Below are 19,134 nucleotides of genomic sequence, written 5' to 3'. Positions count from 1 at the left end.
CGCCCACCCGGAGAAGCCCGCCTACCCCGAGCACCCGACCAAGCCCGCCCACCCGGAGAAGCCCGCCTACCCCGAGCACCCGACCAAGCCCGCCCAGCCGAAGAAGTCGGAACACTCGAAGAAATCGAGCTGGTGACAGTTACGAGGCGAACCTGACCCTGGGGATGGTGTGGCCGCCGGCGACCCCGGCGGCACGTACACAGCCGGGCCACCCGATCGCTTCTCTCCCGTACTGGAGCGAGGCGCGTCGAGGGTGGCCCGGAGGGCGACGCGCCCCACGGTCACCGACCGGCCCGGCTCAGTTCAGCTGCTCCAGCCGCCGGCCCCGGCTCTCCGCGACGCGGAGGGCGTCGTCGAGGGCCTGGGTCAGGCACTCGGCAAGAAAGCGGAGGTCGCCCACAGGAGTGTCCGGCAGGATCTCCCGCGCGTGGACGAGGAGTTGGCCGCCCATGCCGAGCTGAACGGACTCCGTGGTGTCGGCCAGTCGAGAGAGCGGACCGTCGCCGTCGTCGGTGATCAGATAGCAGGGCTTACCCCCGGAACCTGTCCAGGGCAGCAGGCGCGGCGGCTGACTCACGTGACCTCCAGCCCATGGATCCAGTACGGAACGGGCACATCCTGCCCCAGTGCCTTCGACGCCAACTCCCGGCGCCACTCCCCCTGTTCATGAGCGGTCACGACGGCCGTACGGCCCTGACGGCGGTGGCGTCGAGAGGCGTGTCGAGCCCGTAGGGGCTGCGGTGGCACGGAAGCGGCAGGGGGTCGGCGACGGGGGCGGGGTACGGCACGCGTTCCTGTCCGGGCGGGAAGAGCAGGAGGCCCACCCAGGCGGCAAAGCGACGGATAAGGTCGGTCACGTCATCAGTTCCTTTCAGCTGATGGCCACGCCCCCGGACGGCTCCACCCGTCGCGGGGGTCTCTCGTTGCCTCACTGTAGGGGCAGTGAGGTATGGTGTACTAGGCCTATCAGGGATCGCAGGTTCGCACTGATGTACCCAGTGCGGGCATGGTGGTGTGGTGATGCAGTTCGTACCAGACATTCCACGCTGGCGGCAGGTCGCCGAAATCATCCGTGGCCGGATCGCGGACGGGACGTACCCGCCACGCACAAGGGTGCCGTCTGTCATGCAGATCATCGCCGAGTTCGGAATCGCGACAGCGACGGCCCAGAAGGTCCTCCAGAACCTGCGCAAGGAGGGGCTCATCTACACGGAACCCGGCCTCGGCTCCTTCGTGGCCAAGCGCCCCGCCGAAGAAGCCGCACCGCCCGCATAAGGCCGTCCGGCGACGGGGCGCTCGGCTCTTCGGCTACGCCTCCTTCGGCCCCGCCTGCTGCACCACGTCGAAGGACCACAGGGTCGATCCCGAGGCCGCCGGCCGGGGCCGCTCACCCTCCCCGCCACCCTGGTGCGCGGCCTTCATCGGCCCCTCCATCCACGCCTGGAACGACTCCTCGTCCCGCCACCGCGTGTACACGAGGTACTGGTCGGTGCCCTCGACGGGCCGCAGCAGCTCGAACCACTCGAACCCGTCGGAGTTCTCCACGGCGTGGGCCCGCGAAGCGAACCGCTTCTCCAGTGTCTCCCGCTGCTCGGTCGGCACGATCAGCACGTTGATCTTCACTACGCTCATGGCACCATCCTGGCCCACCCGGGCGGCAGGGCGACGACCGACGCCGCGGAGCGATCCCCGGCCGAGTCACACCCGTCACAGCAACATCAAAGCTTTACCGAACGCACGTACAACCCCTACACCCCGTCACTGGTCTCCTGATCGCCGGCCGCTCCGCGCCCCGGGGGACAACTCCCCGACGAACTCGGACGGTCCGCACCCCATCGTCTGTGGACGCCCCGCCAGGCGTCCCCGCATGCCGCAGGAGAACCAGCATGCACACGCACCGCCGACTCGCCCTCGCGACGGCCACCGCGGCCGCGCTGACGGGCGGTCTGCTCACGTTCGCCGCCTCGCCCGCCTCGGCCTCCACCGCCTACGTCAGCGGCCACAAGGACGCCGGCCAGGTCGTCGTCCTCTACGGTACGAAGACCGGCGTCTCCTCCGCCAAGCGCACCACCCTCAGCCAGAACAGCACCGGCGTCCCCGGCACCGCCGAGGCGGGCGACGAGTTCGGCTACCGCCTCGCGTACGCCGACTTCAACGGCGACGGCTACGACGACCTCGCCGTCGCCTCCCCGCACGAGAAGGTCGGCAACGACGTCGACGGCGGCGCCGTCGCCCTTCTGTGGGGCTCCCCGAACGGTCTGACCGGCAAGGGCGTCGACGTGCCCGACCCGGCCGTCGGCTCGCACGACTTCTGGGGCCGGAGCATGGCCGCCGGCGACTTCGACGGCGACGGCAGGGCCGACCTGGTCGTCGGCAGCTCCGCCGCCACCCTCTACCTCTACAAGGGCGGCTTCAGCAGCGCCGGCACCCCGGGCAGCCGCACCACCGTCAAGCCGCCGATCCAGTCGGGCACCAACGACTACCCGTACGGCCCGATGAACCTGACCGCGGGCGACGTGAACGGCGACGGCCGCACCGACCTCGTCGTGGACGGCTTCGAGACGCGGACGTCGTCCCACTGGAACACCAACTACTGGCTGCCCGGCACCGCGAACGGTCTGAGCGCCGCCTCCGCCAAGGCCCTCAAGACCGGCATCGTCACCGGGATCGGCGACCTCAACGACGACGGCTTCGGCGACATCGTCACCGGTGCCTCCTGGGACGACAGGACCGGCGACGGCCGGACCATCCCGGACTCCGCCAAGGGCGGGAAGGTGAACATCACCTACGGCTCCGCCTCCGGGCCCGCCACCACCAAGGGCATCACCCAGGACACCGGCAACGTGCCCGGCAACTCGGAGAAGGGCGACGGCTTCGGCTGGGACCTCGACCTCGGTGACATCAACGGCGACGGCTACCAGGACCTGGTCGTCAGCACCCCGAACGAGGACATGGGCAGCATCGCCAACACCGGCATGGTCACCGTCCTGTACGGCTCCGCCCAGGGCGTGAACACCACCTCCGGCACCCAGTGGTTCGCCCAGAGCACCGCGGGCGTCCCCGACAACGACGAGAAGGCCGACCTGTTCGGCGCCGACGTCAAGCTGGACGACGTCACCGGCGACGGCAGGGCCGACCTGGTCGTGGGTTCGTACGAGAACGGCGGCGACGGCGCGATCACCTACCTGCCGTCCAACGGCACGAAGATCACCACGAGCGGTTCGCGTGCCTTCGGCGCGAGCACCGTGGGTGTCTCGACGAGCGGCACGCCCCAGTTCGGCGCCGTCTTCGCCGACTGAGCCGAGCCGATGAACCCGGAGCCGACGACACCGGGGAATCCCTGGTGCATCCCCTGACGATCCCTTAGGGGATGTCACAGGTCGGCCGCAAAGCCGGGCCCGGGCACCCGGGCCCGGCACGTCATTCTCCGGGACCAGGTACGTTCGATGACGTGGCTGGATTCAGGATCGGACGCGGGGGCCGGGACAACCGCACCCCCCAGGGACAACAGGCTCCGCAGGGACCGTCGTACGGACACGGGCAGGGGCACGGACAGGGACGCGGGCAGGGACAGCCCGGGGCCCGGCCCGGGGCGCGGCCCGGGGCGCGGCCCGGAGGCCCGTCGTACGGCTACCCGTCGGCGCCGCAGCCGTCGTACCCACAGCCCTCGCACCCGCAGCAGCCGTCGTATCCGCAGCAAGGACAGCCGTACGGCTACCAGGGCGCGGCCGACGACGGCCCGGAGTACTTCGGCGACGACGGCTACCCGAACCACGGCCCGGGCGGCGGGCCGGGCGCCCAGGACCCGTACGCGGCCAACAATCCGGGCCACACCCAGGCGTTCTCGATCGACGAGGCCTCCGGCTACACCCAGGGCGCGACCTACCACGCCGGCTCGGCCGCCCCGTCCGGCCCGATCGGGCCGCCGCTGCACTGGAAGGAACTGCTGAAGGGGATCATCTTCTCCCCCAACCAGACCTTCCTGCGCATGCGGGACTACACGATGTGGGTCCCGGCCCTGATCGTCACCTTCCTCTACGGCCTGCTCGCCGTCTTCGGCTTCGACGGCGCCCGCCAGGACGCGATCAGCGCGACGCTCTCCAACGCGATCCCGATCGTCCTGGTCACGGCGGTCGCGATGGTCCTGAGCGCGTTCATCCTGGGTGTGGTCACCCACACCCTGGCCCGCCAGCTCGGCGGTGACGGCGCCTGGCAGCCCACGGTCGGCCTGTCCATGCTGATCACGTCCCTCACGGACGCCCCCCGCCTGGTCTTCGCCATGTTCTTCGGCGGCGACGCCGGCTTCGTCCAGCTGCTCGGCTGGGCCACCTGGATCGGCGCGGGCGCGCTGCTGACCCTGATGGTCTCCCGCTCCCACGACCTGCCCTGGCCGAAGGCGCTGGGCGCGTCGGCGATCCAGCTGATCGCGCTGCTGTCGATAGTGAAGCTGGGCACGTTCTAGGCCCACCCAGACCCGTCTGGCACGAGAAGGGCCCCCGGCACTGCGCCGGGGGCCCTTCTCCTGCTGCTCCTGCTGCTGGACTAGGCGTCGAGGACCTGTCCGGCACGCTTCACCACGGGCGGCTCGACGCTCCACGGGAAGTTGATCCACTCGTCGGTGCGCTTCCAGACGTACTCGCACTTCACGAGGGAGTGGGACTTCTCATAGATCACGGCGGAGCGCACCTCGGCGACCGTGTCCAGGCAGAAGTCGCGCACGAGCTTGAGCGTCTTGCCGGTGTCCGCGACGTCGTCGGTGATGAGCACCTTCTTGTCGGAGAAGTCGATCACGTTCGGGACGGGCGCGAGCATGACGGGCATCTCGAGCGTCGTCCCGACACCCGTGTAGAACTCGACGTTCACGAGATGAATGTTCTTGCAGTCGAGGGCGTAGGCGAGCCCACCGGCGACGAACACGCCCCCACGCGCGATGCTGAGCACGATGTCCGGCTCGTACCCGTCATCGGCGATGGTCTGCGCCAGCTCGCGAATGGCGCCACCGAACCGCTCGTAGGTCAGATTCTCCCGCACGTCGCTCATGTGGTGGTCGTCCTCACACCTGGGTCCGATGGAAGTTCATGAAGGACCGCGAGGCGGTCGGCCCGCGCTGTCCCTGGTAGCGGGAGCCGTAGCGCTCGCTCCCGTACGGGAACTGGGCGGGCGAGGTCAGCCGGAACATGCACAGCTGGCCGATCTTCATTCCGGGCCAGAGCTTGATCGGCAGGGTGGCGAGGTTGGACAGCTCCAGGGTCACGTGGCCGCTGAACCCCGGGTCGATGAAGCCGGCGGTGGAGTGCGTGACGAGCCCCAGCCGCCCGAGGGAACTCTTGCCCTCGAGCCGCGAAGCAAGATCGTCAGGGAGGCTGATGACCTCGTACGTGCTGGCCAGCACGAACTCCCCGGGGTGCAGGATGAACGGCTCATCACCCTCGGGCTCGACGAGCCGCGTCAGATCGGCCTGCTCGATCGCGGGGTCGATGTGGGGGTACCGGTGATTCTCGAACACCCGGAAGAAACGGTCGAGACGCACGTCGATGCTCGACGGCTGCACCATGGATTCGTCGTAGGGATCGATGCGCACCCGCCCGGCGTCGATCTCGGCCCGGATGTCCTTGTCTGAGAGAAGCACGTCCCGAGGATACGCAAGGCGCGCGGAGCCGTGACAATCGTGACGGCTCCGCGCGCCTCCGGCACTGCTCCGACCGACCGGCTACCGCTTCTGCAGAGCGACCGGCACCACACTGCGGAGCCGGGCACACCGCGGACACCTCACGAGCCGACCGGGGCCGAGCCGCTCGGCCCGCTGCATCGGGAACGAAGCGGCGCTGAACACGTGCCCGTCCGCACAGCGAACGACGGTGCGTTCCATCAAGTCCCTCAAGTCCCTTCCCCAAGAGCCGCGTCCGGCTTACTGCCCTGACGACAAAAGCCACATTACGGGATCAAAGAGACGACTCTCCAGGCGGCACTCCGGCCCCACCCGGACCCTCCCCCACGCCTCCACGGTACGCCCCAACTCGCCTCCCCCGCACGGGGATCCCACCTCCCCGACACAGCCCCAACGCACCTGGACCCCGCGGTCCGAGCACCGGGGGTCTGCGATGAGGTACAGTGAGCGAGCGTTCGGACACCCCCACGGGTCCGGTCCGTCCGTCTTACGCGGGTGTAGTTTAATGGTAGAACATCAGCTTCCCAAGCTGAGAGCGCGAGTTCGATTCTCGTCACCCGCTCCAATGTGAAACCCCAGGTCGGTGGCCTGGGGTTTGTTTGTTGTCTAGTCCAATTCGGGGGCCCGCTGTGTCGTCGCCGTCACCGGCGAGGTGGACCGGCGGCGGGCGCCAGGGCGGCTACCAGGAGAGGGCGTCCTTCGCGTTGTCCTGCCAGTAGGTGACGGTGGCAGCGCTGTTGAAGAAGACACCGCCGTTCGGCAGCTTCAGGGTCTCTTCCTTGTTGATCGCGTCGCCCTCCCTGTCGGCGAAGAACACGCCCAAGGTCTTCTCCTTGGCTCCGCCTTCGCCGTCGGGGGTGGACGTCGTGATGCCCGCGTACGCGGACTGGCCGGGCTTGAGCGTCACCACGGCCTGCGGCGTGGTCTCCTCGGCCCACGGCAGCGGGGCCTGGGCGTCGGCGCCGGCCCTCAGATAGGGGGCGATGTAGGCGTAGCAGGGCTTGGTGCCGGTGTTGGTGGCCTTGAGCAGCAGGTGGTTGATCGGGCGGGACACCTCGGTGACGGTCAGCTTGGTGTTCGCCGTGGTGCAGGTGACGACCGAGGGGGCCTTCTTGGTGGCGGCGGAGGCGATCTGCTCGGTGGCCTGGAAGCCGACGAGCGTGAGGGCGGCGGCGACAACCATGGAGGAGGCGGCCGCGCGGGAGGCGAAACGAGTGGCGATACGCATGAGTGGTCTGCTTTCTCTGAATATCAGGAAGATGGTCTTCTATTTGTGGGCTGTGCCGGTCGGGCTTGTCTGGGTCGTGCCGCGTGTGGTGTGCGCGGGAACGCCGGAAGTGCGGGCCCTGAAGGCGGAGTTGAGCGGGTCCGATCACCGTGTCCGCCGAGACGCCGCGTTCGGATGACCCAAGCCTGTGCTCTGCGGCGTTCCGTCCGCCATTCCCCTCGGGAGTTTCGGGATGCTGGAATGCTCACACCAGCTCTGAACTGCAGAAACGTGGCCTTCCTGGGATGCCGAATGGAATGGAGGACTGTGGGGGCGGCTGACGAGAGCGCCGGCTCCGGCGAAACGGGCACACACGAACGCCTCGACGCACTGCGACATCGGCTTCGGCCTCGACTTCGGCTCGGAGGCGAGGAGTTGAGCCCTCATCCGGACGGATGACCCAGCGCACGGCTCAGGGGCACAGGGGCACCGACGCGCGATATGAGCGGCTCCGTCTCCGGGGCGGCAGGCCCTACTCTGATCCACGTGAGGCAGGCAGGCGCTGGGAAGGATGATCGGCGATGACGCCCCTGAGCACCGGGGACCCGGAGTCCATAGGCGGGTACACCCTCCGCGGTCGGCTCGGGGCGGGCGGCATGGGAGTCGTCTATCTGGGAGTCTCCGCCTCGGGACGGCAGGTCGCAGTCAAGCTCGTGCGCGGGCCGTATGCCCAGGAAGAGGAGTTCCGGACGCGCTTCCGGCAGGAGATCTCGGCAGCGCGCAGAGTGAGCGGTGCCTTCACCGCCCCTGTCGTGGACGCCGACCCGGACGCCGACCAGCCGTGGATGGCGACGCTCTACGTGCCGGGGCTCAACCTTGCCGAAGTCGTGGAAAAGAACGGCCCGCTGAGCCAGCGGGAACTGCGCGCGCTGGGGCTGGGGCTCACCGAGGCGCTGCGCGACATCCACCGGGCGGGCCTGGTGCACCGGGACCTCAAGCCGCGCAACGTCCTGATGACCGAGGACGGGCCGCGCGTCATCGACTTCGGCATATCGCGCGCTGCTGACGACCAGAGCCTCACCACGACCGGGCGGATGATCGGCACTCCGCCCTTCATGTCACCGGAACAACTGGCCGCTCCCCGAGACGTCACCCCGGCCTCGGACGTGTTCTCGCTGGGGTCACTACTGGTGTTCGCGGCCGTCGGCACGGGACCGTTCGACGCCGACAGCCCGTACATAACCGGCTATCAGGTGGTGCACGGAACCCCGGACCTCGGCGGGGTGCCCGATGCGCTCCTGGGCATTGTCGAGCGCTGCCTGGACAAGGACCCGGCCGCACGGCCGGAACTGACGGACATACACCGCATGCTCCAGGCGCTGCCGGAATCCGATGCCACCGGGTCCCCGAAGACCAGGTCCGCGAAACCCCGGGTCCGCCTCATTTCTCGGAGCGCGGCCACCACCTCCACGGGCGCCGCGACCGGCACCGGCACCGGCACCGGCACCGGCAAGCGACGTCGAGCCCGGATGCTGCTCACCGGCCTCGGCGCGGCGCTGGCCGTCACGGGGCTGGGTATCGGGGTGGGTGTCTTCATGTCCGATCCGGACACCACCACCGCCTCCGAGACCGCCGCCTCCGCCGCAGCCACCGCCCGTACCGCATTACTGCCCGCCGGCTGGCGGCCGTGGCAGAAGGAGCTGCGGTACGACGTGAAGGGTGTTCCTCTCGACTACGACAGCCCCGGATGCGTGGCAGAGGGAAGCGCCCTGTTCTGCGGCGGTACGGGCTTCACGGCCGCCAGGATCGACGCGGCCTCCGGCCGCACCCTGTGGCGGACCGGCAGCCGCCCTCAGGGGGCACAGCCGATCGGCGTTCGCGACGGGCTGGTCTACATGTACGAGGAACCGGACGACAGGACCAGGCGCGTGGTGGCCCTCGACGCCGGTACCGGGCGCCGGCGGTGGCAACGCGACATCAGCCCGTCCGAGGAGGCGGTCCTGTACGACGGCGGACTGCTGACCCTGTCTCCCGACCACTCGTCGTTCGTGGCCTACGAGCCTTCCGGCAAGGAACTGTGGCAGGCGCCCTCGCTGGACGAGTACTGCACTCCGTCGGCGCTGGGAGGCATCCCCTACGCCCTGTGCTCGAAGGCCACCGAGCCCGGCCAGGCCCCGGTCGAGCTGATGAAGCTCGGACCCGGCAGCCTGACCGAAACCGCCACACTGCCCAAGAAGGCGCAAGCACTCGGCGCCGTCGGCGGGCAACCCCTGTTCCTCGCACCCCAGACCGCGAAGGACGTGTACGAAGCCGGGTACGAACGACCGTACAACGCGCTGCTGCGGGTGGTCCTGGAAACCGGGCAGGTCAGGCGGATACCGCTGGCACATCCGCTGACCGGCGCGGCCACCCTTGTGGACGGCGTCGTCTACTTCGTCCGGTCCGACGGGTCGGTCACCGCGGTGTCGGCGGACAGCGGCAAACAACTCTGGCAGAAGGTGACGGACGTCGAGAGCCTGTCCGCGCCCGCGGTGTCGGCGACGTACAAGCGGATCTATTTCTCCAACCGCTTCGGCCGTCTGCTGGCACTGGACAGCCGCACCGGAGCGGAGGTCTGGCGCACCTCCGCACTGGACGACCCCGGAGACAAGGCGCAGGGGTACCCGCCGCGAGTGCTGCTCGTCAAGGACGCCATCGTGGCGATGGCCGGCGACACGGCCTTCTCCCGGAGCCCGGACGATCCCACCTGACCGGCCGAGGGAATCGCCGAGCACCGTGCGGCGCATTTCGTCGGTCCCTCAGCAGCGGGGCCGGTACTCCGGAGTGTGCATCTGCGAGCCGATGTGCCGGGGGCATCCCGCACCCGCAGGTGTCCCACCCGCAGCGGGGCGGTCCCGTCCCCGCGGAGCGCCCCCATGTGGGTGCGTGCCCGTAGCGTGCCCATAAGACCGGACCCTGTACTGACCGGCCGGAACGAGGGGTGCCCGTGACTTCTATCCGGGCACCCCCTCGGCCTCCGCAGCAAGGAGGTCGGCGTTCGTACAGTGGCGCGCTCCACCTGGACGCATGGCGGGCAACGCCTGCCTCGGCGTGCCTCTCGGTCTCGCGCGCACTGCTGCGTGATCAAATACGGCATGGCATCGTCCTGGACTGGTAGACGGGTACGCCTACGCGCTATCGAGCCCGACGACTGGACAGCGTTCACGCACTTCGCCGACGACGACGGGCGAGGGAGCCGGCTGGATCTGCCGCGGTCCGCCGAGAGCTACCGTGCCTGGGCGAAGGAGCGATCCGTCGCCAAGTGCGATGACGACCGCTTTCGACTGGCAGTCGAAACGACGGCCACGGGAGAGCTGGTCGGCACAGTCGGCTCACATCGCACCGGCCCTCGTTCAGGCTGGTTCGAGTTCGATGTCATGATCGGCGCCGACCACCGGCGCAAGGGCTACGCGTCAGAAGCCCTGGTGCTGCTGCTGCGCTTCATGTTTGCCGAGCGGCGCTATCACAAATGCCTGGCAGCGGTCTTCGCCGACAACGAGGCATCGCTGGAACTGACTCGTCGGCTCGGCTTCACCGAGGAGGGTCGCTTGCGGGAACACGTTTTCTTTGCGGGCCGGCACCACGACCTCGTCATGATGGGCATGCTCGCCGACGAGTTCGGCCGGCGACACACGATGGGCGAACCATGAGCTGGTCGTCCGAGCGTGACTGCCGTCAGCCGCGCACGGTGGCACGCAGGCGCAAGCCGGCAGTTGCGAGACCTTCGAAGGTGGTGACCTGGAAGCTGGGTTCCGGTCCGGGCGGCTCGCTCAGGTGGTAGCGGCGGGCGATCTGCGTAGTCAGGAGCGTCAGCATCGCCATGGCCAGAGCGACTCCCTCGCAGCCATGCGGCCCGGTACCGAAGGAGAGGAAGACCCCGGGCTTCGGCAGCGAGCCCGCATCGTCGAGCCAGCGCTCGGGCTGGAACTGGTCCGGCTCTGCGTGTTCCCGTGCGTCGCGGTGGGCGGTGTAGGGGCAGACGAGAACGGTGGAACCGGCGTCGATGGTGTAGCCGGCGAGCTGAGTCTGCCGCGTGGCGCGCCGGGTCAGCAGCCAGCTCGGCGGGTGCAGTCGGAGCACCTCGCGTACCAGTGCCTGCGTGTATTGCAGGCTGTCGAGGTGGGTGTTGGTCGTCGCGGCCGGGTCTGCGGGCAGCAAGGCGGCTTCGGCCGCGACGCGGTCCGCTGCCTGGGGGTACCGGGCCAGGTAGAGCAGGATCCATCCGGCTGCCCGGGAAGGTGTCTCGAAGGTGGCGACGGTGATTCCGGGGAGAGTGTCGAGGATGGCCTCTTCCGGCAGTGGGCCGTAGCGGGAGGAGGGCCGGAGCATCTGTCCCAGCAGGTCGTCACCGAGCCGGCCCGATGAACGGCGCCGGCGGACGATGGGCCGCAGAGCGTTCGTGAAGGCGACTTGCTGCCGTGTGCGGAACCGCCGTGCCGGTGTGGGGATCCAGCGCGGCCATACCCAGGGCGAGGGGCGTACGAGCACCTCCCGGGCCAGGAAGAGCTGTGAGGCGAGGGGCAGCAGGGCGGGAGCGTCTTCGGAGAAGAGGTAGTGCACGCCGATCTCCGCCAGGGCGTGCCGGACCGGGGGCAGAATCTCGATGTCCTGATCCGTGGGCCACTGGTCAGCGAATCGAGCGGCCCTGGGCGCGATCTCACCGATCCGGGCTGCAACCGCATGCGCGCGCAGTCCGCGCATGCGGGCGGCGTGAGCGTGGGCGCGCTCCTCAGGCGTCGGTGCTCCGCTCGACCGCTTCAACGGCGGGAAGAGAGGCGAGGGTGCCTTGGGGAAGTCCTGTGCGCGGCGCAGGACGTCTTCACACGGCCCGGCCGTAGCGGCTACGTAGACACCGGACTCCAGCTGCCAGACGTCCCCGCACTCGGCAGCGCCACGGCGCGCCAGTGCCAGCCGGTCGCGGCTCCAGGCGGCAAAGCCGCCGTCGGGCAACCGCGGCGGCTCGTTCATTCGGCCCATGAGATCGTCCCTGGCTCTCGTACCTGTCCAGGCCGATGCCGTCGGCAGCGTGGCTGGGAGCCGGTAGGCGCCCGGGGGCGCCTACCGGCAGTGCGGTCAGGCCGAGTCGTCGCCGGCGTACGCGTCCCATTCGTGTTCCCCGTACGCACCGTAGTGGCGGGCGAAGGACAGCTTGCCGAGCAGCTTGGCGATCATGGTGCACTCCTCACGCCTGTCTGAGACCTCCCAGCTGAGGGTTGACTGAAGAAGCTCCCGTCAGCATCAAATGCCACATACGCCATACTGCCACATACGACCTATATGACACATACGGGATATATAGACTTGCAGTCGTGCGCATGAATATAAGGCGCGTGCTTTCGGGCTGAGCCCACAGCCGACCGACGTCGCTCCGGCGCTGGAGGCCGGCTCATGACGACGCGTGGCCGACTCCCGCCTACGGGACCATCTTTGACGCCCGTTCAGGAAAGGCCGGTGGCAGAGACGGCCGTACCGCCGGGGCTGTTCGGCGGTCGGCCACGCGGTGGGAGGGGCGCAGCTCGGACTCGCCCCAGGAGGTGACGGTCACGTGGTCACCGACGCGTACTCTGCCGGGCCGCAGCACAGCGAGCTTCGTGCCGAAGGCGACTCCGCCCTCGGCCGCCCGCCGGTAGCCGGCGAGGGTGCGCAGCGGTTCGGGGCCCGCCTTCTCCGCCGACTCCTGCTCGACCATGGTGACGGCGCAGCGGATGGCGAGCTTTGCATAGCCCAGCTCGGCAGTGCCGATACTCAGTCCGTGGGCCCGGTCCTCGGTGTGCGGCTCGTCCCAGCCGTCGATCACGATGTTCGGACGGAAGCGGTTCACGGGCAGGGCTGCGGCACCCCGTTCGGCCAGCTTCCGGTCGAGCAGGTCGAGGGTGGAGCGGGAGAGGACGTGCAGGGCGCAGCTGTCGGCGTAGCCGGAGGTGCCCGGGGTCCGACCGTCGGTCACCCGGTCGTGTTCCGGCGGCACCCGTACCAGGCGGCTGCGCTCGCGGAGCACGTCGGAGAGCCATTCGGCGGCCCTGCCACCTTGGTCGATGCCCTGGTAGGCAGTTCCGAACAGGTCCACCTGCCGACGAGCGCCCGCTGCGTCCACGCAGAGATCCAGCGGCTCGGCGTGCGGCGCATGGAGGGTGAGTCGTTCGCCGTCGTCGCTGATGGCGGGTTTGATCAGGGCCAGTCGGGGATGACGGCGCTGGGTGCGGTACACGCCCTCTTCACTGATGACCATGAAGCTGCGGTCGTGCGCGAGACCGGCAGGCGTCAGCAGCGCCTCGCGGGCCGACACCCCGGCACACCCCTTGATCGGGTAGTACGACAACTCGACGACGCGGGCCATGCCGTCCCCTCCTGCTCTGCTAGGCGGTGACGAGGGCGAGGGTGAAGCCGTCGTAGCCCTTGGTACCGACGGTCTGGATGGTGGTGGCGGTGAGCCGGGGATGCTCCGCGATCAGCTCGGTGAAGCGGCGGACACCTTGGACGCGCGGGTCGGCGCCGGAGGGGTCGGTGACCGCGCCGTCGCGGACGACGTTGTCGCCGACGATGACGCTGCCGGGCCGGGTGAGCTTGAGCGCCCACTCCAGGTAGGCGGGGTTGGAGGGCTTGTCGGCGTCGATGAAGACCAGGTCGAAGGGGCCCGCCCCCTCGTCCGCCAGCCGGGGCAGTGAGTGCAGGGCTTTCCCGACGCGTAGGTCGACGATGTGGTCGAGCCCGGCGCGGGAGACGTTGGCGGCGGCTACGGCGGCGTACTGCTCGTCGGCCTCCAGAGTGACGAGGCGTCCGTCCGCCGGCAGGGCCCGGGCGAGCCAGATGGTGCTGTAGCCGCCGAGGGTGCCGATCTCCAGGATCGTGCGGGCGCCCTGGAGCGTCGCCAGCAGGTTCAGCAGCTTGCCCTGGTTGGGCGCGACCTGGTGCGGCGGCAGCCCGGCCGCGTCGCTGTCCGCGGCGGCCGCGAGCAGAGCCTCGTCCTCCTCGACCAGCAGGCCGTTGAAGTAGTCGTCGACAGCGGTCCAGGTCTGCTGGGACATACTGGGTTCCCTTTCGATACTCGCCAGAGTTCCGAAAGGGAACCTACTATGCCTCTCCGACGGTCTGTCAAAGGTTTTCCCGGGGAGCGGCGATGAGTCCACGGCGCGTGGCCGACGACGCCTGCGGCATCGCGCAGGCCGCCGCCGTGGTGGGTGACTGGTGGAGCCTGCTGGTGCTGCGGGAGATCGCCCGCGGACACGTGCGCTTCGACCGGCTCGCGGACGAACTGGCCGTCTCCCGCAAGGTCCTCGCCGAACGACTGCGCACCCTGACCGAGCACCAGGTGCTGGAGCGCCGCCGCTACCAGGACCGTCCGCCGCGCTACGAGTACGTGCTGACCGAGCGGGGCCGCGGGCTCGTCCCGGTGCTGGTCTCGCTGCAGGACTGGGCCGACCGCTGGCTGCTGGGCGACGGTACGCTCACCGGCCGGGCCCCCGACGAGGGAGCCGAGGCCCGCCGGGTCGCCGCCCTCGTGGGCGAGCCCGTCCCGGCCGGTCTGCGGCTGCCCGGAACCGACGGCGCGGAGCACGACCCCGTGGCCACCGAGGCCCGGGCAACGGTCCTGTTCGCCTACCCCGCAACCGGCATCCCCGGTATCCCCGCCGACCTCTCGCCACCCCAGGTACCCGGCAGCGCGGGCTGCACGCTGGAGAACCGGCAGTTCCGCGCCGCCTGGCCGCTGTTCCGGGCCGCCGGCATCGCCGTCCACGGTGTGAGCACCCAGTCTGCACCGGAGCAGGCCGTCTTCGCGCAGGCCGAGGACCTGCCGTTCCCCCTGCTGTCCGACGACCGGCTCCAGCTCACCGCGGCGCTGCGCCTGCCGACCTTCCGAGCCGGGCAGAACCTGCGCATCAAGCGGCTCATCCTCGTCATCGGAGCGGACCGCGTCGTACGGCACGCACGCTTTCCCATCAGCGACATCCCCACCGCCGTGTCGGACGCCCTCGCCCTCGCCGAGGCGATCGGCTAACCGGCCCGCACCTCGATCTCGTGCACCGAATTACGCGCACCGGGCGGCGGCTGCACTCGGCCCGCCGCGTCCGTCGCACGGCTGCGGATGCGGTGCGGCCCCGTGACGCAAGGCGGCGCGTCGACGAACTGCCGTTCACAGCCGATGCGTTGCTGTGTCACGGCTGCGCCACGGCGGGGTCCTGAAGGGAAGACGGGCGGGGCCTGCGGCTCTCGGTCTCCCTACAGTCGACGCAGAGCGGGAAACCGCTGGTTACCACCCCCCACCCCGGAAGGAACCTCCCGTGATGAACCGCCACCTGCGCAAGGCCGTCGTCGCCGCTGCCGCGATCACCGCCGGACTGCTGATGACGGCGTGCCAGAACGGCAGCGACGACAGCGCGTCCGGCAAGAGCGGAACGGGCGCAGCGGCGGTCGCGGAAAAGGCGTCGGGTTCCAAGAGCTCCAAGGGTGTCAGCGGCTCGTTCAAGAACGGCAAGGTCACCTATCTCGCCCCGGGCAAGTACATCGTGTCCGTGCCGGGCAAGAGCGACCAGCAGTTCCTGGTCGCCGACGACACCGAGGTCTACGGCGTCGGCACGATATGCGGCGAGGCGGGGTCCAAGGTGGACGCGCCGTGCACGCTGGATCAGCTGGAGGCGGCGACCAAGAAGGGCGCCGTGGGCGCCGACGTGGAGATGAAGAACGGGATCGCGACCCTGGTGACCGAGCGGCGTGCCGCTCAGCAGGACGCCGGCTCGGGCTCCGGCTCCGGCTCCGGCTCCGGCTCCGGCTCCGGCGAGTCCGTCGTCGACGGCATCAACAAGGGCAAGGGTGTCGACGGAACCTGGTTCGGCAACATCTCCTACCTGGCGCCGGGCAAGTTCACGGTCTCCGACATGAAGGGCACCGAGCAGCAGTTCCTTGTCGCCGAGGACACCGAGATCTGGGGCTACGACGACATCTGCGGTGACGCGAACACGGGTGAAGGCGGCCAGGGCGGCACCAAGTGCACCGAGGCCGAACTGGAGACGGCCGCCAAGAAGGGCTTCACCGCCGAGGTCGTGATCAAGAACGGCATCGCGGCCACCATCCGCGACGACCACTGAGCCGTAGGCCGGCCGCACCGCACCGCGCTGCTTCGAGGTCGGCTGACCTCTGCCCTGGCGATGGCGGGATGATGGCGGCTATGCGCATCCGCATCGACGCCGTCGACCTGCCCGGCCTCACCTGCCCCGCCCCTGCCGACGGCAGAGTCCCCGCCTACGGCAACATCCACGTCGCCGTGCAACGCCGCGACCGTCCGGCCGAACTCCTGGAGCCACAGCCCGGCGACGCACCGTCCGCGACATGGATCCTGGAGTGCACCACGAGCGCCTCGCCGACCGGCACCGAGATCAAAGGCCCCTACGTGCAGGACCGTCTGGGCCGACGGTTCATCTACCTGTCGTGGGGCACGGTCGACGAGTCGGGCACCTTCACGATGTTCCGCCGCGCCAAGCTCATGCTCGACGTCATCCCCGCCGACGTACTCGCCGCCGCCGCACGCGACGGGCTGCTGGTCGGACGCCTCGGCCTGACCGACGCGCAGGGCGGGCCCCTGTGCGCACGAGTCGAGCCCCCGCACATCACCTGGACAGCCGAACGCCCCGGCTAGGAGAGGTTGCACACCGTCCCTCGCAGGCATCGTTTGCGCACCACGCCCGTGCCGCTCATGGCCCGAGGCTCGGGGCGTGAGTGCTGGTGACGTCAGGGTGCACCGTGAGTTTCGGATGGTCGGTGTCGGGGAGCCAGTCACGCTGTGGTGTGTAGTCCAGCCAGCGCCGGGTACGGCCGGCTTCGGTGAAGCCGCGTAGCAAGGTGTCGAGCAGGGGGTGACGGGAGGACTCGCGCCAGGCCAGCGACCAGGCGTACAGCGGGGTCGGCTCGACGAGTGGGACACAGCGCAGGCCCGAGTGGTCCGGCAGCGGCGCGTCGGCGGGGAAGAGGGTGAAGCCGTCGGGCTCGGTGCGGATGTGCTGCACGAGGTGGTCCAGGCCCAGGTTGGGGCCGTCGTGCCGCCGCGTGATCTGGAATTCGTCGGCGAAGCGGCGCAGGAAGTCCAGGCGGCTCAGCTCAGCCGGGCACCACAGGACGCTGTCGCGCAGATCGGCCGGGCGCAGGGCGTCGGCGCCGGCCAACGGATGGGACGGGCTGACCACCGCGTCGACGGGTTCCAGTCGCACCAGACGCTGGGTGAGTCCTGCATCCCGGCCGTCGGGCAGCGGGTGCACCCGGCCGAATCCCAGGTCCGTGTCGCCGCGAAGCAACGCCTCCGCGACGGACGGCCAGTCACGTCCCGGGCCCGGCTCCCACCGCACCGGCCCGAGCGCCTGTACCGCGTCGGCAACCGTGCGCATCGGTGCGTACAGATGCCCCCAGGTGTCGATCCGTACGACCGGTCCGGCACCCGTCACCGCCGCGACCGCGCGCTCGCCCGCCACAAGCGCCTCGCCCGCGGCCGGCAGGAACCGCTCCCCTGCCTCGCTCAACCGGATACCGCCCTGGCGCTCGAACAGCCGCACAGCCAGCAGCTCCTCCAGCCGCGCGATGCGCTTGGACAGCGCCTGCTGGCTGGTGTTCAGCTCTTCGGCGGCCCGCCCGAAGTGCAGTGTCCGGGCGGTCACGGCAAAAGCGCGGACCAGTGCGAGGTCGAGGTCCATGCCGCTGACCCTATGCGACAACGCCAAGTTGTCGGCCGGTCGGATTCGTTGTTGGCCGAGCCGCCCCTCCACCCCGTCAGATGGTCCCAGAAGACGCCACCGAGGGGATGACCGCAATGAAAGCCTTCGTACCGACCGGAGATCCCGCCGAGCCGGTCGTGCTCGCCGATGTCGCGGAGCCGACACCACGCCCCCATGAGGCACTGGTGAAGGTCGAGGCGTTCTCGGTCAACCGGGGTGAGACGTTCAAGCTGGAGAAGCCCGCTGCCGGCGAGCGTCCGGGCAAGGACATCGCCGGGCTGGTGGTGCAGCCTGCCGCCGACGGCAGCGGACCGTCCGGGATCGCGCGGGTCGTCGGCCACCCCATGGAAGGCGGCTGGGCCGAATACGTGGCGGTGCCGACCGACGCGCTCGCCGAGCTGCCGGACAACGTCTCCGTACTCCAGGGCGCGGCGCTGCCGCTGGCCGGGCTCACCGCGCTGCGGCTGCTGCGCGCTGCCGGACCGGTGCTGGGTCGGCGGATCCTGCTGACCGGTGCCTCCGGAGGCGTGGGCCACTTCGTCACCGAACTCGCGGCCGCTGCCGGGGCCCAGGTCACCGCTGTGACCAGGAACGCCGATCGCGGCGCCCGGCTCGCAGAACTCGGCGCCGCCGAGATCGTCCACGACGTCGCCGACGCCCGGGGCCCTTACGACATCGTGCTGGAGTCGACCGGCGGACAGACCCTCCCCCTCGCGCTCGCGCAGCTCGCCAAGCGCGGCACGCTGATCTGGTTCGGGCAGGCCAGCCGTACACCGGCCACGCTCGACTTCTTCGACTTCTTCACCGGCCCCGAATCGGCTGTCGTCCGCCATTTCCACTACCTCGACGCGGACAGCCGCCTCGACGACGACCTGGCGGCGCTCGTCCGGCTGACCGCCGGCGGCCGCCTGCACCCCGAGATCGGCCACGTCACGGACTGGGCCGACACCGCGACCACCCTCACCGACCTGCGCGACCGCCGCATCCGCGGCAAGGCCGTCCTCACCCTGTCCTGATCCACACCACAACGACCGGACGCAAGAACGACCGCAAGGACAACCGAAGGAGCACGCACATGACCACCAGCGACCCCAGGACCGTCGTCATCCGCTACGTCGAGGCCGTCCGCGACGGCGACGCCGACGTCATCCAGGACAGCTTCACCGAGGACGCGACCTGGCACTATCCGGGCGACCTGCCCGTCTCCAAGGTGTGGCAGGGCCGCGAGGAGATCGTCAACGAGTTCCTCGGCACCATGGGAACGGTCTTCGTGCCCGGCACCGTGGAGATCGAGCTGGTCAGCACGATCGCGGAGGGCGACCGCGTGGTGGCCGAATGGACCTCCAGGGCCACGACCGTGTACGGCGGCACCTACGACAATCGCTGCATCGGTATCTACACGGTCCGCGACGGCAAGATCGCCTCCGTCATCGAATACGCCGACACCAGGCACGTGGCCGAAACCCTGTTCCCGAACGAGAACGCCCACAGTCCCGCCGGCACCGAGTGAGCGGCACGGACGG

General features: G+C 69.7%; 20 protein-coding genes and 1 tRNA gene. 11 read left to right on the top strand and 10 right to left on the bottom strand.

Features of this window, described 5'->3' with window-relative positions:
- Positions 1-298 precede the first annotated feature (298 nt).
- Both ABZ471_RS05365 and ABZ471_RS05360 read right to left on the bottom strand, forming a co-directional pair.
- Positions 299-577: a hypothetical protein gene (locus ABZ471_RS05365; protein ID WP_359062635.1), complete on the bottom strand. Its 279-nt coding sequence runs from the start codon at positions 575-577 to the stop codon at positions 299-301.
- A 97-nt stretch (positions 578-674) separates the two neighbouring features.
- Positions 675-857: a hypothetical protein gene (locus ABZ471_RS05360; RefSeq protein ID WP_359062633.1), complete on the bottom strand. Its 183-nt coding sequence runs from the start codon at positions 855-857 to the stop codon at positions 675-677.
- Between the two features lie 163 nt (positions 858-1,020).
- Here ABZ471_RS05360 and ABZ471_RS05355 point away from each other — a divergent pair, with 163 nt between their 5' ends.
- On the top strand, positions 1,021-1,275 hold the full coding sequence (locus tag ABZ471_RS05355) for a winged helix-turn-helix domain-containing protein (protein WP_359062631.1): 255 nt from the start codon (positions 1,021-1,023) through the stop codon (positions 1,273-1,275).
- Between the two features lie 33 nt (positions 1,276-1,308).
- Here ABZ471_RS05355 and ABZ471_RS05350 read toward each other — a convergent pair whose 3' ends face one another.
- Positions 1,309-1,632 carry an antibiotic biosynthesis monooxygenase gene (locus ABZ471_RS05350; RefSeq protein ID WP_359062629.1) on the bottom strand — a complete coding sequence of 108 codons (324 nt, stop codon included), beginning with the start codon at positions 1,630-1,632 and terminating at the stop codon, positions 1,309-1,311.
- A gap of 254 nt (positions 1,633-1,886) precedes the next feature.
- Between ABZ471_RS05350 and ABZ471_RS05345 the strand changes: the two genes are divergently transcribed.
- Together ABZ471_RS05345 and ABZ471_RS05340 are read left to right on the top strand one after the other, a co-directional pair.
- The gene (locus tag ABZ471_RS05345) at positions 1,887-3,299 is read left to right on the top strand and encodes an FG-GAP and VCBS repeat-containing protein (RefSeq protein ID WP_359062627.1); all 1,413 of its coding nucleotides are present in this window, start codon (positions 1,887-1,889) and stop codon (positions 3,297-3,299) included.
- 71 nt (positions 3,300-3,370) lie between these two features.
- Positions 3,371-4,462 carry a YIP1 family protein gene (locus ABZ471_RS05340; RefSeq protein WP_359062625.1) on the top strand — a complete coding sequence of 364 codons (1,092 nt, stop codon included), beginning with the start codon at positions 3,371-3,373 and terminating at the stop codon, positions 4,460-4,462.
- Between the two features lie 80 nt (positions 4,463-4,542).
- Here ABZ471_RS05340 and ABZ471_RS05335 read toward each other — a convergent pair whose 3' ends face one another.
- Both ABZ471_RS05335 and dcd read right to left on the bottom strand, forming a co-directional pair.
- The gene (locus tag ABZ471_RS05335) at positions 4,543-5,040 is read right to left on the bottom strand and encodes a phosphoribosyltransferase (protein ID WP_031172497.1); all 498 of its coding nucleotides are present in this window, start codon (positions 5,038-5,040) and stop codon (positions 4,543-4,545) included.
- A 13-nt stretch (positions 5,041-5,053) separates the two neighbouring features.
- Complete coding sequence (gene dcd / locus ABZ471_RS05330; RefSeq protein WP_359062622.1) at positions 5,054-5,629, bottom strand: dCTP deaminase; 576 nt, start codon at positions 5,627-5,629, stop codon at positions 5,054-5,056.
- A 530-nt stretch (positions 5,630-6,159) separates the two neighbouring features.
- Here dcd and ABZ471_RS05325 point away from each other — a divergent pair.
- Positions 6,160-6,233, top strand: a tRNA-Gly gene (locus tag ABZ471_RS05325).
- A gap of 114 nt (positions 6,234-6,347) precedes the next feature.
- On the opposite strand, the gene ABZ471_RS05320 is transcribed toward ABZ471_RS05325, so the two are convergent.
- Entirely contained in the window at positions 6,348-6,896 is a 549-nt protein-coding gene (locus ABZ471_RS05320) for a DUF4232 domain-containing protein (protein WP_359062620.1), read from the bottom strand.
- A gap of 560 nt (positions 6,897-7,456) precedes the next feature.
- Between ABZ471_RS05320 and ABZ471_RS05315 the strand changes: the two genes are divergently transcribed.
- Both ABZ471_RS05315 and ABZ471_RS05310 read left to right on the top strand, forming a co-directional pair.
- Complete coding sequence (locus tag ABZ471_RS05315; protein ID WP_359062618.1) at positions 7,457-9,625, top strand: PQQ-binding-like beta-propeller repeat protein; 2,169 nt, start codon at positions 7,457-7,459, stop codon at positions 9,623-9,625.
- 369 nt (positions 9,626-9,994) lie between these two features.
- Positions 9,995-10,564, top strand: coding sequence for a GNAT family protein (locus ABZ471_RS05310; protein WP_359062616.1), 570 nt, complete (start codon positions 9,995-9,997; stop codon positions 10,562-10,564).
- Between the two features lie 25 nt (positions 10,565-10,589).
- Here the strand turns inward: ABZ471_RS05310 and ABZ471_RS05305 are convergent, their stop codons facing one another.
- From ABZ471_RS05305 to ABZ471_RS05295, 3 genes are all read right to left on the bottom strand, one after another.
- Complete coding sequence (locus ABZ471_RS05305; protein ID WP_359062614.1) at positions 10,590-11,882, bottom strand: cytochrome P450; 1,293 nt, start codon at positions 11,880-11,882, stop codon at positions 10,590-10,592.
- A 445-nt stretch (positions 11,883-12,327) separates the two neighbouring features.
- On the bottom strand, positions 12,328-13,251 hold the full coding sequence (locus tag ABZ471_RS05300; RefSeq protein WP_359062612.1) for an MOSC N-terminal beta barrel domain-containing protein: 924 nt from the start codon (positions 13,249-13,251) through the stop codon (positions 12,328-12,330).
- A 19-nt stretch (positions 13,252-13,270) separates the two neighbouring features.
- The gene (locus ABZ471_RS05295) at positions 13,271-13,939 is read right to left on the bottom strand and encodes an O-methyltransferase (RefSeq protein WP_359062610.1); all 669 of its coding nucleotides are present in this window, start codon (positions 13,937-13,939) and stop codon (positions 13,271-13,273) included.
- A gap of 92 nt (positions 13,940-14,031) precedes the next feature.
- Between ABZ471_RS05295 and ABZ471_RS05290 the strand changes: the two genes are divergently transcribed.
- The 3 genes from ABZ471_RS05290 to ABZ471_RS05280 all read left to right on the top strand — a co-directional run bounded on the left by ABZ471_RS05290 (position 14,032) and on the right by ABZ471_RS05280 (position 16,545).
- Positions 14,032-14,910: a winged helix-turn-helix transcriptional regulator gene (locus ABZ471_RS05290; protein ID WP_359062607.1), complete on the top strand. Its 879-nt coding sequence runs from the start codon at positions 14,032-14,034 to the stop codon at positions 14,908-14,910.
- A gap of 286 nt (positions 14,911-15,196) precedes the next feature.
- Entirely contained in the window at positions 15,197-15,997 is an 801-nt protein-coding gene (locus tag ABZ471_RS05285) for a hypothetical protein (RefSeq protein WP_359062706.1), read from the top strand.
- 80 nt (positions 15,998-16,077) lie between these two features.
- Entirely contained in the window at positions 16,078-16,545 is a 468-nt protein-coding gene (locus ABZ471_RS05280; RefSeq protein ID WP_359062605.1) for a DUF5990 family protein, read from the top strand.
- Between the two features lie 55 nt (positions 16,546-16,600).
- Here ABZ471_RS05280 and ABZ471_RS05275 read toward each other — a convergent pair whose 3' ends face one another.
- On the bottom strand, positions 16,601-17,590 hold the full coding sequence (locus tag ABZ471_RS05275; RefSeq protein ID WP_359062603.1) for a LysR family transcriptional regulator: 990 nt from the start codon (positions 17,588-17,590) through the stop codon (positions 16,601-16,603).
- A gap of 116 nt (positions 17,591-17,706) precedes the next feature.
- Here ABZ471_RS05275 and ABZ471_RS05270 point away from each other — a divergent pair, with 116 nt between their 5' ends.
- Together ABZ471_RS05270 and ABZ471_RS05265 are read left to right on the top strand one after the other, a co-directional pair.
- On the top strand, positions 17,707-18,627 hold the full coding sequence (locus ABZ471_RS05270) for a zinc-binding dehydrogenase (protein WP_359062704.1): 921 nt from the start codon (positions 17,707-17,709) through the stop codon (positions 18,625-18,627).
- Between the two features lie 59 nt (positions 18,628-18,686).
- Positions 18,687-19,121 (top strand): nuclear transport factor 2 family protein, encoded by a 435-nt coding sequence (locus ABZ471_RS05265; protein WP_359062601.1) that lies wholly within the window; start codon positions 18,687-18,689, stop codon positions 19,119-19,121.
- The last annotated feature ends 13 nt before the right edge of the window (positions 19,122-19,134 follow it).

Source organism: Streptomyces sp. NPDC005728 (genome assembly GCF_040630895.1).
Lineage (GTDB): Bacteria > Actinomycetota > Actinomycetes > Streptomycetales > Streptomycetaceae > Streptomyces.
Note: the sequence above shows the minus strand (reverse complement) of the source record. Positions and strands in the feature narration are given on the sequence as shown.

What these genes read in the sequence shown, in the direction of transcription:
- ABZ471_RS05355 (WP_359062631.1), top strand. Translation starts at nt 1,021, where the DNA reads ATGCAGTTCGTACCAGACATTCCACGCTGGCGGCAGGTCGCCGAAATC.
- ABZ471_RS05350 (WP_359062629.1), bottom strand. Translation starts at nt 1,632, where the DNA reads ATGAGCGTAGTGAAGATCAACGTGCTGATCGTGCCGACCGAGCAGCGG.
- ABZ471_RS05315 (WP_359062618.1), top strand. Translation starts at nt 7,457, where the DNA reads ATGACGCCCCTGAGCACCGGGGACCCGGAGTCCATAGGCGGGTACACC.
- ABZ471_RS05300 (WP_359062612.1), bottom strand. Translation starts at nt 13,251, where the DNA reads ATGGCCCGCGTCGTCGAGTTGTCGTACTACCCGATCAAGGGGTGTGCC.
- ABZ471_RS05285 (WP_359062706.1), top strand. Translation starts at nt 15,197, where the DNA reads ATGAACCGCCACCTGCGCAAGGCCGTCGTCGCCGCTGCCGCGATCACC.
- ABZ471_RS05345 (WP_359062627.1), top strand. Translation starts at nt 1,887, where the DNA reads ATGCACACGCACCGCCGACTCGCCCTCGCGACGGCCACCGCGGCCGCG.
- ABZ471_RS05270 (WP_359062704.1), top strand. Translation starts at nt 17,707, where the DNA reads ATGAAAGCCTTCGTACCGACCGGAGATCCCGCCGAGCCGGTCGTGCTC.
- ABZ471_RS05305 (WP_359062614.1), bottom strand. Translation starts at nt 11,882, where the DNA reads ATGAACGAGCCGCCGCGGTTGCCCGACGGCGGCTTTGCCGCCTGGAGC.
- ABZ471_RS05320 (WP_359062620.1), bottom strand. Translation starts at nt 6,896, where the DNA reads ATGCGTATCGCCACTCGTTTCGCCTCCCGCGCGGCCGCCTCCTCCATG.
- ABZ471_RS05280 (WP_359062605.1), top strand. Translation starts at nt 16,078, where the DNA reads ATGCGCATCCGCATCGACGCCGTCGACCTGCCCGGCCTCACCTGCCCC.
- ABZ471_RS05265 (WP_359062601.1), top strand. Translation starts at nt 18,687, where the DNA reads ATGACCACCAGCGACCCCAGGACCGTCGTCATCCGCTACGTCGAGGCC.
- ABZ471_RS05335 (WP_031172497.1), bottom strand. Translation starts at nt 5,040, where the DNA reads ATGAGCGACGTGCGGGAGAATCTGACCTACGAGCGGTTCGGTGGCGCC.
- ABZ471_RS05295 (WP_359062610.1), bottom strand. Translation starts at nt 13,939, where the DNA reads ATGTCCCAGCAGACCTGGACCGCTGTCGACGACTACTTCAACGGCCTG.
- ABZ471_RS05290 (WP_359062607.1), top strand. Translation starts at nt 14,032, where the DNA reads ATGAGTCCACGGCGCGTGGCCGACGACGCCTGCGGCATCGCGCAGGCC.
- ABZ471_RS05275 (WP_359062603.1), bottom strand. Translation starts at nt 17,590, where the DNA reads ATGGACCTCGACCTCGCACTGGTCCGCGCTTTTGCCGTGACCGCCCGG.
- ABZ471_RS05340 (WP_359062625.1), top strand. Translation starts at nt 3,371, where the DNA reads ATGTCACAGGTCGGCCGCAAAGCCGGGCCCGGGCACCCGGGCCCGGCA.